Source organism: Dyadobacter subterraneus (assembly GCF_015221875.1).
GTDB lineage: Bacteria > Bacteroidota > Bacteroidia > Cytophagales > Spirosomataceae > Dyadobacter > Dyadobacter subterraneus.
The window spans coordinates 2,027,281-2,042,818 of the sequence record NZ_JACYGY010000001.1 but is presented as its reverse complement, the minus strand read 5'-3'; the positions used below and the strand labels follow the sequence as shown (position 1 = coordinate 2,042,818).

12 protein-coding genes are annotated in these 15,538 nt (G+C 39.1%); 3 read left to right on the top strand and 9 right to left on the bottom strand.

Annotated features, from left to right (window positions below; translation table 11 throughout):
* Positions 1-32: 32 nt before the first annotated feature.
* Complete coding sequence (locus IEE83_RS08420) at positions 33-2,183, top strand: hypothetical protein (RefSeq protein WP_194120154.1); 2,151 nt, start codon at positions 33-35, stop codon at positions 2,181-2,183.
* Complete coding sequence (locus IEE83_RS08415; protein ID WP_194120153.1) at positions 2,168-3,886, top strand: hypothetical protein; 1,719 nt, start codon at positions 2,168-2,170, stop codon at positions 3,884-3,886. Before IEE83_RS08420 ends, IEE83_RS08415 begins: the two co-directional genes overlap by 16 nt.
* A gap of 148 nt (positions 3,887-4,034) precedes the next feature.
* Here the strand turns inward: IEE83_RS08415 and IEE83_RS08410 are convergent, their stop codons facing one another.
* Entirely contained in the window at positions 4,035-5,702 is a 1,668-nt protein-coding gene (locus IEE83_RS08410; protein WP_194120152.1) for an ISL3 family transposase, read from the bottom strand.
* Between the two features lie 56 nt (positions 5,703-5,758).
* Here IEE83_RS08410 and IEE83_RS08405 point away from each other — a divergent pair, with 56 nt between their 5' ends.
* Positions 5,759-6,232: a helix-turn-helix domain-containing protein gene (locus tag IEE83_RS08405; protein WP_194120151.1), complete on the top strand. Its 474-nt coding sequence runs from the start codon at positions 5,759-5,761 to the stop codon at positions 6,230-6,232.
* A gap of 116 nt (positions 6,233-6,348) precedes the next feature.
* On the opposite strand, the gene istB is transcribed toward IEE83_RS08405, so the two are convergent.
* The 8 genes from istB to IEE83_RS08365 all read right to left on the bottom strand — a co-directional run bounded on the left by istB (position 6,349) and on the right by IEE83_RS08365 (position 15,524).
* Positions 6,349-7,065: an IS21-like element helper ATPase IstB gene (gene istB, locus IEE83_RS08400; protein WP_137344268.1), complete on the bottom strand. Its 717-nt coding sequence runs from the start codon at positions 7,063-7,065 to the stop codon at positions 6,349-6,351.
* Positions 7,055-8,650 carry an IS21 family transposase gene (istA, locus tag IEE83_RS08395; RefSeq protein ID WP_228101730.1) on the bottom strand — a complete coding sequence of 532 codons (1,596 nt, stop codon included), beginning with the start codon at positions 8,648-8,650 and terminating at the stop codon, positions 7,055-7,057. The genes istB and istA overlap by 11 nt, the downstream gene beginning before the upstream one ends.
* A gap of 323 nt (positions 8,651-8,973) precedes the next feature.
* A complete protein-coding gene (locus IEE83_RS08390; protein WP_194120150.1) occupies positions 8,974-9,507 on the bottom strand; it encodes a restriction endonuclease in 534 nt (177 codons plus the stop codon).
* A gap of 1 nt (position 9,508) precedes the next feature.
* Positions 9,509-10,405: a toll/interleukin-1 receptor domain-containing protein gene (locus tag IEE83_RS08385; RefSeq protein ID WP_194120149.1), complete on the bottom strand. Its 897-nt coding sequence runs from the start codon at positions 10,403-10,405 to the stop codon at positions 9,509-9,511.
* A 235-nt stretch (positions 10,406-10,640) separates the two neighbouring features.
* Positions 10,641-12,419 carry an ATP-binding protein gene (locus IEE83_RS08380; protein ID WP_194120148.1) on the bottom strand — a complete coding sequence of 593 codons (1,779 nt, stop codon included), beginning with the start codon at positions 12,417-12,419 and terminating at the stop codon, positions 10,641-10,643.
* Entirely contained in the window at positions 12,406-13,818 is a 1,413-nt protein-coding gene (locus IEE83_RS08375; protein WP_194120147.1) for an SIR2 family protein, read from the bottom strand. Before IEE83_RS08375 ends, IEE83_RS08380 begins: the two co-directional genes overlap by 14 nt.
* An 88-nt stretch (positions 13,819-13,906) precedes the next feature.
* Positions 13,907-14,920 (bottom strand): nucleotidyl transferase AbiEii/AbiGii toxin family protein, encoded by a 1,014-nt coding sequence (locus IEE83_RS08370; protein ID WP_194120146.1) that lies wholly within the window; start codon positions 14,918-14,920, stop codon positions 13,907-13,909.
* Positions 14,913-15,524, bottom strand: a complete 612-nt coding sequence (locus IEE83_RS08365; protein ID WP_228101729.1) for a DUF6088 family protein — start codon at positions 15,522-15,524, stop codon at positions 14,913-14,915. The genes IEE83_RS08370 and IEE83_RS08365 overlap by 8 nt, the downstream gene beginning before the upstream one ends.
* Between the last annotated feature and the right edge of the window lie 14 nt (positions 15,525-15,538).

The following is a 15,538-nucleotide window of genomic DNA, read 5'->3' as shown; positions in this document are numbered from 1 at the left end:
TTTTTTAAAGAAATGGTGTATTTTCTTTAAAGATGTCGGAAAAAGGTGGAAAGGATAGCTGGCAAGGGCAGTGGGCATTGAGTTTATCGATCTTTTCTTTGTTTGCCAATCTGAGTGGTGTAAATTGCTTTCCAACATGTGCCTTGTTGCATATCAGGAAAACCATTTCGATTACTATGATTTTTGCACGGACTCAAAAAGAAATACTTTCTGACGAAAAGCTTCATAACCTACTTCAAACACTCTATCGCTGTTATCTCGACAAAGGGATGATCTTGAATAAAGTGATTGACGAAGATGCCTTCGATTGGGAAAGAGCCAGTGAATTACAGCTTATATCATTTGACGAGGATTATAGTAATTGGATAATTGAGCCGAACTACCTTTTCGCATTCACAGTTCTTGACGGTAAAATTCTGGACTTACAATCCAAAGTCCCGAATGATGCAGCTGAACTAGCTGAGTATTTTGAAATTGCAACTAAGTTATCAGAAGGAAAAGGAAGAACGGGAATCACGTTGCTGGCTGACAGAATAATGGAGCTTCTCTTGGCTTTAACTCACGAGACAACAGGTGAAACGTTTTATGGTTGGATAACTAAGCTCGATGAGCAAGAGTTAGTAATTAAATTTGAATTTTTGCAGGCTTATTGTAAGATCGCAGACATCCTACCATTAGACGCCACATTGATAGTGCATGCTTGTCATCACTTTTTTACATGGAATGACCTAGCCATTTTCCCAAATGTAAATCCGCTTATTGACCGACTTGTTGCCCGTGATATTAACGAAGCTGAAAGACTTACGATAAATTTGCCTGCAGAATTCAGGATCGTAAGAACAATGCTTTTGAGTTGGTTGATTAAACATGCTTCGGATGCGGCCTGGTCGTTAATCCAAAGACAGTTTGATAATTCAGAAAATCAAAGCTATATCTTGGGGGCAATTCATCACTTCGAATTTAATAAAGAGGCACGTGCATGGGAAGCTCTCGATTTAATAACAACATATAATTCGACAATGGATGAAAGCCGCCGACATGTACCTTACGCATTGACGCGCATACTTATCCAAACGAACTTCGAAGATATGAAATTTGTAAACCAGTGCTTCCAGATACTAAAGGAGATGGCGGGGGCGGCTGATCTAGAGACTGTTAAACATATTTTATCATCTTCTAGTGTATCTGCTGAGAAATATCCGTCTCAAACAACTGAGTTGATGATAGAACTGTTGAAAAACATTAATGTTACATATGAACATCTGGCAAGTCAGAAAAACTTGATTAGCTTCGATAACGTTCTAGCGGAGATTTCAAATGTCAAGTTGATTTTCAATTTTTTCAAGGAATTTGCTCTCCTTCACCCATTCAAATTTAATCGTGATATCTTTCTGGGCACAGTCCATCATTTAAGTGACATTACCGAGGGTGTCGCAGAGCTTTGTAAAGAAGTCATTAGTCTTGTTGTTCACGACGAAGGAGCAACACGTTATTTGGGGATTGAAATACTTAACTCTTTCAGATTTGAATCGTTTCAAACAGAGTTTGCTCAAAATATTAAAGAGTTAGATCCAATTCTGCAATACAAACTTTGGATGTCAATTCTGAGCATGGAATCTTCTCCCAAGAACAGTTTAGTGTGGCTATTGCCATTATTGGATAGCAAGAATGAGATAGTTTCAGAAGCCCTTCTTTGCAAATTAGAAGAGCTTACTGAATCTTATCATGAAGAAATTATTACAATTGTAGAACGGTATTCTGAAGAGAATGCACAGATAATTCAGAAAGCTGTAATGCGACTGAAAGCGCATTATGCAGGTTTTTGTAAAATGCTTGATCGAAAGAATAATATTGTGGAATTTCATCCGTCAATTTGCCAATCACAGTATTATGATAGATTTCGAGAACTTCATAGACACACCATGAATAAGCAAATCAACAATATCTTAAATAACCGTGAAGGCATTATGAGTTTTGCAAAAAAAGTTGTCTTAGTAAAAGGCGGTGGCTGGAAACATCGAGACCGAGATGAGATAACCAAATTGGGCAGATTTCAGTCTTCATATTCCTGGCCGCGTCTTCACTTGTTAAATCCTGAAAGGTTTGATTTGGAGCGAAGAATAAGTTTAGCATCTAATTGGAAATCAGATAAGACCGATTTTGAGGAATGGATAATAGATTAGTGATTAGGGAATATCTCGAGAGTCTAACGGAAGATCAAGAGCTTGACGCAATTTTCCCATTGCTTTTAGTTGCCAAAGGATTTCGGGTGTTGGCCACACCCGCTAATTCGAAAGGCCAGTCTCAATATGGGAAAGATATCGTTGCAATTGGTAAGGACGAAAAAGGCGTTGTATCCAGATTTTACTGTGAGCTTAAAGGCGGGAGAAATCGAAATGTCGATGATCACACTTTTTACGACAATGATGGCATCCGAATGTCGTTGCTCGAAGCTAAGGACACGCCATTTCTCCATGCGGGAGTGCCAGCTTTTGAAAAACTCCCGATAAAATATGTGTTAGTACATAATGGGGATATAAAGGAAAACATTAGGCAGAGTTTTGAGGGATTCACTGCTAATACATTTCCGGATGGAAATTTTGAAAGGTGGGATTTGGACTGGCTTACCCAAGAGTTTGATAAATATCTCTTCAATGAGCATCTCATTCCTAATCAAATAGATAGCCGTCTTTTTCGAAGGGTATTGTTACTGATAGATACACCTGACTACAATCAAGTTGATTTTCGGCAACTTGTCAAAAATTTGCTGGCACGGCTTCCCGACCCGAAGCAAAAGCGAAAATTTAGATCCGCCTGGGCTACACTGGCTCTTCTCGGACGCATTGTTTGGAATAAGTGCCGTCAAAATGAGAATCTCTATCCAGCTATCGATGCTCTTAACTTTCTGCTATTGGAGTCTTGGGCTGAAATTCTGCGTAGAAAATTCGATACAAGTAAGAGTGTACTGAGAGAATTCAGACGACTCGTCAAATTGCACTTCAGCTTTCTTAGGGAGTATTTTAAGAAAACAAGTAGTGCAGCAGCACTTCCAAATGGTCTATTCGTAGAACGTAGTGGGCCATTTGAGGAGATAGGTTATCCGATGCGTAGCTTTGAATATCTCGGCTTACTGATATATTATTTTGAAGCGAGCCGCTGGTTTCCGGATTTTGAAAGCTGCCAAACTTCACAGAGAAAAAATAGATTGGAAGTATTTCACAAGAGATATTTAAAACAACTTCTTGAATCAAATTCGGGTTGCCAGCGACCACTATTGGATTCACACAGCATTCCGATTTTGGCTACCGTACTGTACATACTAAGTTGCGAGCAGGTTAGCAAGGTCGATAGGAAGATTGTAGGTAATTATATTATCGGCAATTTGGATTCGATATTTGTCATCAAAGATGTTAGTGGGCGTTTCCCTTCAATATCACTTAACCTGAATCCACTAATTGAATATGTGGCGACCGCAAACAGACCGTTCAACTATTCGGATGAATCATCCCTACTAATCCCAGTTCTCTTAGATCTAATGGCATTTCTAAATCTTGATAAAGCCTGGGTTGACGGATTGAAGTTACTTCATAAAATTGAGATAGATTTTCAGGTCGCTATCCCGAACGAAAGTGAATTCGATATCGAACAAAGGCTTTTTGAAAACCATCTGGATGAAGAATTTCATATTGAATCCTCGATTGAATATCCCAAAACGGCCCAAGAGTATCGTGATTCGAGTAAAAATGAAAATTTATCACCGTTAGTGTATCGGACTGATAAAGCTGGATTTCCATTTTTGCGAACATTAGCACATGTTTACTACAAATCTGAGTTTTTCCCAGCCGACGTGAAAGCTACGCTATCGGCTACTGCGTCGATAAAATAGGATTTTGATAATGCCCTGTTAATAGGCGTGAGCATAGATTGTACTAAATAAACATCTAAGAAATTAACTTATTGTTATCTTTATGGAAGTCGGCAATACCTCACCTGGATATTCCGTTAATGCTGGGTTCTTCTTCAATTTTGGTGAATTAATTTGCGAGTACCATTGTCTTTAAAAGGTCAAATCCAGCCCTTCCGTACATTTTTCTCTTAATGGTTTTAAGTTTATTTACTTGTCCTTCAACTTGCCCGTTACTGATACTCGATATGACGGCCTGATTCACAGCTTCATAATCCAGGAGTATTCCTTTTGCAAATGTTTTCAGGCTTGAATCTGACTTTATCGCTCGTTCAATCCATTTTTGTAGACTTCCGGGTTCCTTTGTATAAAATAACTTTTTGAATTGACTTGCAAGTTCTGATGCTTCACTTATAATACTGGATGATCTGTATAAAAAATCAAGAAATTCTTTGTCTGTGACGTTTAGTTTATCCACATCGGAAAGGGCCATAAAGGACAATTTCGTAATTGACCAAATTTTAATGTCAGGCAGTGGTTTTAAAGCTATGTTTTCGTTTTGAGACACAAATTGCATTTCTCCCCCTTTAACAAGTTGGTTCATCCTGTCACAAAAGCTGCTGTATTTCCCATTAAATCCATTTGCAACAATAGTTTGATGCAATTGTCTGTATGTTGTAAGGCCCGGCTTATAATTTGCACTTAAGTACTGCCTAAACTTGTCAAAGTTACTCATTAATGGAGAGTAAACAGGCTCTGTTCTTGCTGGCAACACATCGAGACGAATGTATTTTCTTATCGATCTCCTACTTGCGTTAAGGTGCTTGGCAATAGGTCCGATGTCATAACCTTTAGAATAAAGTTCTTTGGCTTTTTCAAATTTAAACTGCCTTTGTAAACTTACATTACCTGTAAATAATGAGGTATTTTCCGGGGTATGGACACTTGGTTTAATAATGGAATGTTCGCTAATTTCCTCAACATACTGCGGTTTGTCAGGATTTTTTTGTTCAGTAAATTCTTTAAAAGCCGCCTTTAAAACGGCACTGTGTTTGTGAAACGATCGCTGAAGTGCATCACGTAGATTAACAAGGAGATGGAAGCGATCAGCCACCTGGACTGCCTGTGGCGCCCCTTTACGAATTCCGAGCGCATAGGCACTGGCGCGATCACGCGAAACAGTATGTACTTCCGGATGCTTTTCAAGCCAGTTGGCCAAAGTCTCAGCTTCCCTGTCACCTAATAAATCGACTATTCTGGCATTAACCAGATCAACTATGACAGTTCCATAATTTCTCCCTTTTTTAAAGGCCCAGTCGTCGACACCAATCACTCCGGAAGTCTGCTGATCCGTACAATAACAAATTTTTTTGACTGTTCTTATCATTGTTGCCGGACTTATCGGACAGGCAATAGCTCTGCTTATTGCAGATCCTTTATTTCCACCCAGTTCTAACCCAATTTTTGCAAGTGTTTTTGTAGTTCTGCAAAATCGTCTTGCATAAGTTAATAGCTCATTTGTAAATCTTTCAGTAAATACTTTTCGGTAACATTTTGTATTACCGCAGAAAAACTTTCTGCAATGCAGCAAGACCTGAACCTTATTTCCTGCAATTGATAAATCTGCCAACTTCCGATGGTAATAGCTATGAATAGTTTTACTTCGCACATTACAGATGGGACATGGCGAATACTTTTGGGCAGACAGGGCAGTTATTAATACACCGGAGCTGTTATGTTTGATAGATACCTGTCCGAAACGGATACCAGCAGGAAGTACAAAATGAGATATCGACATTATTATATTAATTAAGTACACATATAATTAATATATTTAAGTCTAAAATCAAAAATATGGGCAAACCAGTTCTGAAAATCACACGATCCAAACCAGAGGAGATCAAGGAGTTACTAAACAGTGATTCTGGTTTCGTCGTAGCAACCCGGTTAAATATGGTGTATCAGGTTGCAAAGGGCTTATCTAGCCGAGAGGTGGCGAAAATATATGGCATAAGCTTTAAGCAGGTTACAAATTGGGTACACAGATTTGAGGAAAGTGGAGTAATTGGTCTTTACGATTTATCTGGTCGCGGGCGGAAGTCAATTTTATCGGAATCGGATCTGGAAAATATCAGATCTGTTGTCTTGAAAGAACTGCCAACGAAATACGGGTATGACAGAAAAAGATGGTCAGGGCCGATATTACTGGAATGGATAAATAGCACCTATAATACAAGATATCAAAGTGCCCAGGTTTATAAATTACTAAACAGAATTGGTGTAGAATTCCGGAAAGAGGAAGGATATGTAGCAAAAAATAATGTGTAATATTTAAAGATATTTTTCACCAAAATTGACGAAGAGCCTAATGCTGACCCCGTACCGGGCATGCTGACCCCCTTAATTTAGGTTTTGATCTGAGAGATTCTGATGGGCTGACAATTTTACCGTTTTTTTCTTAAACTTTCACCTTTTAGTTCGATCCGGTATGAAGTATGGACTAATCGATCTAATATCGCGTCGGCAACCGTTTCCTCACCAATTACATCATACCAGTTTGCAACCGGTAATTGACTTGCAATAATGGTGGACCTTTTCGCGTGGCGATCCTCAATAATTTCCATCAGGTCCATGCGCTGCTGCTGTTCTAGCCGGGTAAGTCCAAAGTCATCCAGAATAAGGAGTTCAGAACGTGATAGTCTTTCCATGAGCTTGTAAATGCTTCCGTCGACCCGGCTTAGTTTCGTTTTCAACAGCAACTTTTGCAGGTTGTAGTACTGGACTTTATAGCCCTGCGCACAAGCCTGGTGGCCAAGAGCCGATGCTAAAAAGCTCTTTCCAGCGCCGGAAGCGCCACTGATCAGGATGGCTTCGCCTTTGGACAGATAATTTCCGGTAGCCAGTTCTGTGACCAGCGAACGGTCAAGTCCTCTGGAACTATCCATATTTAATTCTTCGACGGAAGCCTGGTAGCGGAACTGTGCGTTCTTCTGTAACCGTTCAAAACGCTGGTCACTGCGCTGCTGGTGTTCTGCCTGCAGAAGGAGTTCAAGACCTTCGGCAAGATTGAGCTCATGATGTCTTCGGGTTTCCAGCAATGCCTGCCAGCTGCTGCACATACCATGCAGACGTAGTTCTTTTAATTGCACTTCAATTTTCATTTTGTAAAAAGTTAATGGTAGACTGTATGTAATAATCTTTGCCCCGGATGTTATGATGTGCCGGTAGCGTTTGAGGCTGAGTTATCTCATCTTGATGATCGGTCATGTTATTTTCCAGGATCTTCTGAATGAATCGGTAAGAGTAAATTCCGTTATCTATGGCGATCTGGCAGGCCTTTGCAAATTTATCCGGATTGCTATCGCGGTGCAGACGAAAAAGACCATCGCAGCTTCGGTAGAGCTGCTCGGGATAACGGTCCTGCTGGAAGATTTGCTCGACCAGAAGATATAAGTCTTCGGATTTACTTCTGGCCTTTTGAAGGTAATAATTAGGGCTACGGTCCAGATAGGCCTGATTCTGAGAACTAAGATGTTCTTTTACAGAAGAATATCCTCCCTTCAAATAGCTGCGAATATGAACAGCGACCATCTTGCCGTGCGCATAAATGTTGACCATATTACGGGTATAAACAACCTTTACCCTTATGCCCGTCAGCGCGTAGGGAACACTGTAAAAGTGCTTCATGATACAGACGTGACCACTATGGGCAACCTTGGGTTCACAGTAATACTTCAGCTCAAAGTGCTGCTCAGGCAATGGTAGCAGCAGTGGTTTTTCTACGGCCAGGAACCGTTCCTGACGGCAGTAATCCTTGCGCTGCATGCGTGTCTGGTTATGCTCGTTGATCTTTTCTTTTATCGCTTCATTTAAGGAAGTGATATCAAAAAACTGACGGTTACGAAGCTTGGCATAAACCCGGGTGTATAAAAGCTTTACCTGGTTCTCAACCTTACTTTTGTCTTTAGGTTTTCCCGCTCTTGCCGGTACCACCGACATATTATAGTGATTAGCGAAGTCGTCCAGGCTCTGGTTAATCTGAGGTTCATAACGATCAGCTCTTATCACGGCAGACTTTAAATTATCAGGAACCAAAGCTTTTGGTACACCACCCAGTTCGTTCAGACAACAGGAAAGAGCATACAGGAAGTCGCCGATCCGTTGGCTGGGAACTGCCATAGCAAATGCATAATCCGAGAAAGGCAAACAGGCAACAAACACTTGACACGCAATCACTTCGCCAGTCTGCTTATCAATATAATGCATTGGCTTGCCCGCAAAATCTACCATAAGTTTATCTGCGGGTTGGAAAACAAGAACCGAAGACGACCTGGCTGCCACAAGCTGCTGGTGTAAATGGAAGCAAAACTGAGAGTAGCCATATCCCTGCGGGAAGGTCTGAATGTATTCTTCCCAAAGTAACTTTTTAGTTACGCCAACTTTTTCAAGCTGACCCCGGAAGTAATCAAGCTTACCCTTCAGATGCACATACCTTGGATCTTTATAAGCGGGATTGCCTGCATGAAACTTGTTTTCCAGTGCAGGGTCTTCCAGCTGCAATAATTCCTGCGGCTCGATATTCACTGATTCCAGTTTGCTTAAATACGACTTCACAGTATTCTTGCTGATACCGAGCGTACGGGCGATAGCCTTAATGGAATAGCCTTGAGAATGTAATCGTAAAAGTTGTTTAATCTGGCTCATAGGTCTTGGTTTTCCAGCCATCAGTGATCTGCTTTTAGTCATTAAAAGATCACTAAATAAACCAAAACCAACGCTAAGAGGGGGTCAGTATCCTCCGGTACACCATGTCGAAATCCGTTTTAGAGGGGTCAACATGCTCCGGTACGTTCCGTTCTCAACTTTTAAGGGGGTCAATATGTGCCGGAATGGCAGGCGATTCCAGCGAATCAGGCTACTTTAACATTCCAAAACATTCCGGCTTTTAGGGGTCAACATGCTCCGGAATATCCACCTCACCTACAGGTCCGCTGCAATTTGCCTGTTAAGGGGCTTTAAAGATAATTTTAAATTCGACTTTTATCGAGGTGTAACAAAGTTCTATATATTTACGATATGCGTCCTCCTACTGCCAGAAGGCAAAGTTTATTTTTTATTAGAGTAATCATTTCCACCGTTGTGCTTAGGGAATTAATCTCTGTTCTTGTTATCACTACCAAACGCCTCTTTTGACTTAGATGCATTGCTATTGTATTGTGAGCAGCGTCAAGATCTGCCTGATTTCCAGTGATTCCATTGTTTGCTATAAGGATTCCAAAATCAAGACCTCTGGATTGAAGCTTTTGACAAAACCAACTAACCTCAATACTAGAAACTGGCTTAGTCCAGTTTTTACATTCTATCAAGATTACATTTGGTAAAAAATGAATACCCCTTGCCACACGATCGTTCCATATAGCCACATCAATTTCTTCATTGTCAAAGGCGTTCATTTGATTCCTCATCGCAATACTTACCCCAGGTAGATTTTGGAAAAGATAGCATGCCAAATCTTCAAATGCTCTTCCCTTATCTTGATTTGTGGCTGCGTTGTCACAATTATGAAAGTGGCCAGCTAATGTGTTCTGTGAATAGTTGGCCATTTTAAATGCTATGTACTAGATTGTTTCTAAACTTTCTAATTGATGAAGCAAATCCATGAGAATCTAGTTCTTCTATTAGCTCCGGAATTGCAATAAACAGATGGCTTGGAGTAATAGGCAAATCTTTTCTTGTAATATTTCTCAAACTATCATACAATATGAGAACACTGCTGGTGGGGTTAGTTGTGACCAACTTTATTATGGTATTTGCAAGCTCGTCGAGATTTCTGTTGTTTATCTCAGGTTTAATTTCAACAATAATTGGGTTGCCAAGTATTGGAGCCAAAAGATCGCTCCAAATTGAAAAATCTGGAAGCCACCCTGAGGTTTGTGAATTAATATTTGAGTTTTTTACTGCGTTTACTGAATATGCTAGAAAAATTTCTTCAAAAAAACGCTCCAAAGCAATGTCTGACTTATCTTTAATTCCATTGTATCGTTCAACAACATTAAAATGGCTTTTATTTGGAATTGCTTCTCCACCACCATAATAATGCGAAGATCGTACCATTACCAGAGGATTCTTCTTCTTCTTAAATATTGTATTCTTCAAAAATAATTCAAAACTGAACCTAATCTTTTCAACCTCATTAGGATGTGCATGCACATAAGTCGAATCCAACAAAAATGTATTCTCGTGGCCTCCATTAAGAATCGAGAAGATCGGCTTATTCACTGCGACAGCAACGCCTGCCTCAAATGCAATATATAAGTTATCCTCCGAATAATTGAATATAAGAAAATCGCAGCTTTTGATCGCGTCTTTTATACTTTGCTGAAATGATTCTCCTGTTTTAATATCAAACATTGAATCGAAAATATCAATATCTTTTTCCATCAACAGCTCCTTAATAGCCGTTATATCGTCACCAAATCTATATGATACAAATGCGCGCATAAATTAAAGTAAAAACTGATTTTGTTAAAATTATGAAATACTTTCACTAATAATAATCCTTTAATGCGAGAATATTTACGGCGCAGTAAGACCAAATTAAAATCCACAATTATTCAGGTTGTAAACAAAAAAAGAACGTAATATCAATATTGGAAATTGAACTAGGTCCATTTAAGTAAAGAATGTATAAGTCGATCTTACCCCTTTTAAGATTTATGAAAATATTCTTAAAAAATTAAAAAACTGATGGTGTTCCGGAATCCGGTTTTATTGCAGGTTGCTGTATTTTTAGAATTATTGGCATAGGAAAATCCACTCCTGTCAACATTGCTTCACCTGAACCTAGTATTGGTAAAAATGAAAGTGAAGATTTATTAGCCTCAGAGCAAGCATACTCAATTGCTTCCCGGTCTTGCTGATTAATCAAGCGGTGAACAATAAATGTCCCCATTTGACTTAATACTCCTTTGGGAATATCTCTGGGCATTTGAGTAGACAGAACTAGGAATAAGCCGAACTTTCTGCACTCCTTTGCAATTCGCTCAAACGCATCTAACTCAACTTCTATTGAGTATTCATCCCGTATTCTTTTGTTTAAAAACAAATGGGCTTCGTCTAAAAACAGGAGAACACTTCTTTTTGGATCAGCTGGAGTCGACTTCTTAAACTGCTTAGATATTGCCTTTTCCAACAAAAAGCGGCCGATTGAATTTACTAATATCTCACGTAACTTATGTTCGGAAGGCACTTCGGCTACGGATAGGATCAGTACATTTTTTTTTGAATCAGCGTGAAGAAATTCATTTACTTTTGAAGAAAACTCGCTATCGGGTTTATTTTCATTGCCAAAACCAAAAGTCTCCTTGAAAGATTTACTGTTGACAGTTACCAGTATTCTTGAAATAAGTGTTTGGCAGAAACCCAATGCGTTTGTGTCAGATGACCCAAAATTGTCATTATTAGAAAATTCCTTAACGCACTCATTGTTTATTTGCAAAGCCAGAGCGGATATATCAAACTGACAATCAACATTATATACTCCAAGATTTTCTTTATATGCCTTAATTAGTCGATTTCTTGAATTAGAGGCCTTTGCAAGAAGTGTTACTCCTTGGTGTGGATGCACATCCCAAAATTTTTGGGGAGCATCTGGATTACTGATTTCATTATCATTTGCCGTCTTATTTCCCTTAGTAGCTAAGATTTCAATTAGCCTTAAACTCTTCATTGCTTCTTGGAGCTTGGGGATTTGAGCCTGCCCGGTAGGTCTAAACAAGGCATACAAATCAGTTTCTCGAAGACCTTTATAATTAAAATAAATACCTTCTTCCGGATTTCCGCTATTAAACCTTAAATATTCTATCTTTTCATTTGACTGCAAGGTTGAATATTCGCCAGTTGCATCAATCAAAATTGCCTTTCCATTTATCTTAACTACCTCTTGTACGAGTTTTGCTACGGTCCAACTTTTTCCTCCACCTGTTGTTCCAACAATTGCACAATGTCTTCCAAAAAGAGCCTGTGCGGAGACATTGATATAATTGGCCTCGTCGTTTGGCAAATGAGCCAACGAAATGAAAGTATCGTCTTTGCCCCTGCTTTTCCCGAAATCAATTAACAATGACCTTAAAAAATCATTCGAACACAAATATACCTTGGCCCCAACTGGCGGAAGTTGGTCTAATCCTTTTTGGGCTTGTAATTCATAGTTATTAAAGCACAGAACAATTTCAATCTTACCAACCGGATGAAAGTTATCCTTTTCAAACCGAGTCTCAGTTAAATTAAGCCTCTCCTTTTCAGGTAACGAGATTTCTATAATTTTACCAATAAAACCATAACCCGATCCTTCTATAACGATATACTTACCAGTCAAGGCATGAAAACCCTCATCCGCATTAAAAAACTTCTTAAGCAATACAGATGATGGGAAATGAACACTGGTGACATAAGGTGCTACCATTGTTACAAATCCGATGAACCGACTATCTGAGTATGGATTATGCTTGTTCATCGCGTAGTTTAAGTTGTTTTAATCCTTCGTTAAGGGATTCTAATACGTCAAGGCGATGATGAGCAATATTCTCTGGATAGTTATCCGTAAAATCTTTGAAAGTCTCAGCAACAAGGGTTATCCTACTTTGCAATTCTGAAATACGATGTAATTCACTTTGATATAATTCTTGTTTGCTTACTACGTCCGGATAAGTTAGTGCTATGATATTTAATGAAGAATTTTGTTTTAGCGATTCAAGAATTACAGAAGATATATGCTTGTCGTAAAAACTAAATCCGATTGTGATTAATAAGGTATTCTCTGTTCTAAGCGCTTGTTGAAATCTTGCCATCATTTCAAAATATGGCTGCTCATATGAATGTTCATACTTGTTATTTTGCGGGAAAATCATAACCTGATTGCTAATCGGGATGTTTCCTTCAAACTGCTCAATTTCATTATCTTGGGTTTTCCAGTTTAAAGAACCATGCATTTTAAAGAGGTAAAACAGTTTTGCAATGGTACTGTCTTTTTTGTCTTGGCGATTGTGGCGGGTTTCTATTATATCATAATCAAAGTATTTCCCATTAAAGATTCTGGGATTTGAAAAAGTAAATCCGTCAATTACGGTAAATCTTTCCTTTACCGCAGCCTGCTCAAATAAGGTGTCATAGTTTAATGTAAAAATTTTTATCCGAGGATATTTTTGTGGTCTTAAAGCAACCTTGTTAAGGAATTGGGCATGTGGGGCAAACTCGTCTAGTTTAAGATGTAACTCTCTTACAATAAACGATTTAATAGCATCTATTGATTTCTCTAAATCCAGATCTTTATCCGCACCTTGATGTACGGCATTAAGCATACCTGCTTTTGATAACAATAGTTCCAGGTCTTTCTTAACACTTTTATCTATTTGCTCGTTTTCATCTAACGTGCAGTATTTTGTCTTCTTAATAAGTGATATAAAGTGTATTGAATCACCACTTATTGCTAGTGAATCCCAAAGGTTAGCCATTGTAAGACCTTTTTTATCTAGGCCAATACCAACGGATGAACCTGCACCCGAAAGAATTACAACATTTTCTATCTCGTTATATTTGCCTTGTATTAACTGCTTATAAAAAGTTCTCTTTTCTTGGTTTGCAAAATCAGATAATTTAATTTTTTTTCCACCAAGTTCTTGATTATCGGTAATATAACCCTCTTCATCAGACGCATATAAGACAGGTGGGGAATTTTCCCGCTCTATTACCAAAGTTTTTATTTTAACTTCCGTTTCAACTTGTTCCGCTGGAATTTTAGTAACGTCATTTAGAACATCCACATTAGCAATTTCAATTGGATCAACCTTAGGTTTGTCAGCTGTAACGATTTTTATCTTGTAGCTTTTATTTTTTAGAATGTAGATTTCTTCCATAAATATGAACACACGTCAGATTAAAGCTTGATTCTATAATTAAGTTACCTTTTTCACTTTCTACTATGATGTTTCTTATTAAAGACTACTACTCCATTTCATTAATACGATTCTGTAATGCCAACAATTTCTCAATTAACACTGTAAAAGTGAGACTTTCCCCGTAAATCATGTTTTCCTGCATTTGTTGGTAATCGGCCTCCCAATCTGGAAGCAAATGAGGAGGTGGAACAAATGCAATTTTATCCGGGCTGTGGTGATCATAGTTAACTTCTGCCAGGGCTGTAAATCTTCTGCGGTGATCAACGATCGTTTCATACAATACTTTATCTAAAAATGCACGATCAGCGAACGGTGATTGACTCAGCTTTTCAATGTCATATAAATGCCGGCTTAAGCGGTCAACCCTTATTTTTTCAGGAGCCCGCTGAAACTCTTCATGCAAAAGAAAGATCTTTTCCAGAAAGGTCCGTTCCGGATTGACGACCGGTATCTCAATGGGTTTATCAGCAAATGACCGCTCGCTGAAATTCTCACCCACCAGTGTTGTAAAGCTTTTTTGCGTGATTGGTTCTTTTAGTGAACGGCAACCCACTTCTACCAATACACCGGGCTTAAGATAGGCTTCTTTTTCGGTTAGCTTCGGATAGTAAATTTCTATAATGATTGGATCTTGATCCGACTCCCCTGTTTTGCGGTAGTCTATTGTTACACCTTCAAAACCGGCTTCTGCAAATTTCTCTGTAAGCTCGTCAATGAATGTTGTTGTCAGGAAAGCATGTGACGCTCTTCGCAGCTTTTTAATTTGCTGCCGGTTTAAATCGTCATTAAAACCCAGGTAATCCCGGTCTATTGCCAAATCAATATCCTCGGAAAACCGTTGAATGAGCCCCCACCCTTTGCTTAGTGATGTGCCGCCTTTAAAAATCAATGCGGGCGCACAGTTCATAGAAAAAATCAGAGCTAGTGTTTGCACCACCCACCAGTCTTTCTCGACGGCTATGCCGGGAAGCCCCATCTGGCGACCTGTTTCATTGAATATATTTAGCCGGGTTGCCTCAGGCAATTGTAACCATACCTTTAAACTCGTCAAGTCAATCATGAGTATCCTTATTTTTAAGTGGCCGCATAAGCTGTCTGATCCATTCCGGAGCTACCTTTATATCATGCTGCAGGTGATAAGGCTTTTCATCTTTAAGCCTTTCCCTGATTATACGCATCTCTTGCTCAGTTACCTTGCCTTTGCCAATAGTTCGCAGCGCCTGAATGACCAGCTTACTAATTTCGCCAATAGCCGAAACGTTGCGGGCACTTGCCTTTTTGAAGGTAATAATTTGCTTGCCCACTTTTACTTGCCGCTGAGAGGAATCTGTATAATAAACAATATTCATTGGCACTTGGGTAGTCAAACCCAATTTGTAAAGAGCATAGCTACCCGTTGGAACAGCACGCGCTTTATCACGCTTAGCTATAGCTTCAGCTATCTCTTCAATGCTAGGCAGTATCGGACCCATTATTTCATCTTCAATGGGCCGCACGTACATGCCCGTAGCTGCCCGTTGTAATTTACCAGATTGCACAAATCGCTCTAATGCCTTGGCAACGGTTTTTGCATTGGAAATATCTAAAAAACTATCTGTAAAGAACACCCTACCCCTCGGTAAACGCTGTATCTTCTCAATAATTTGATCATCAGTACTTTCCATCTGTTTTAGATATA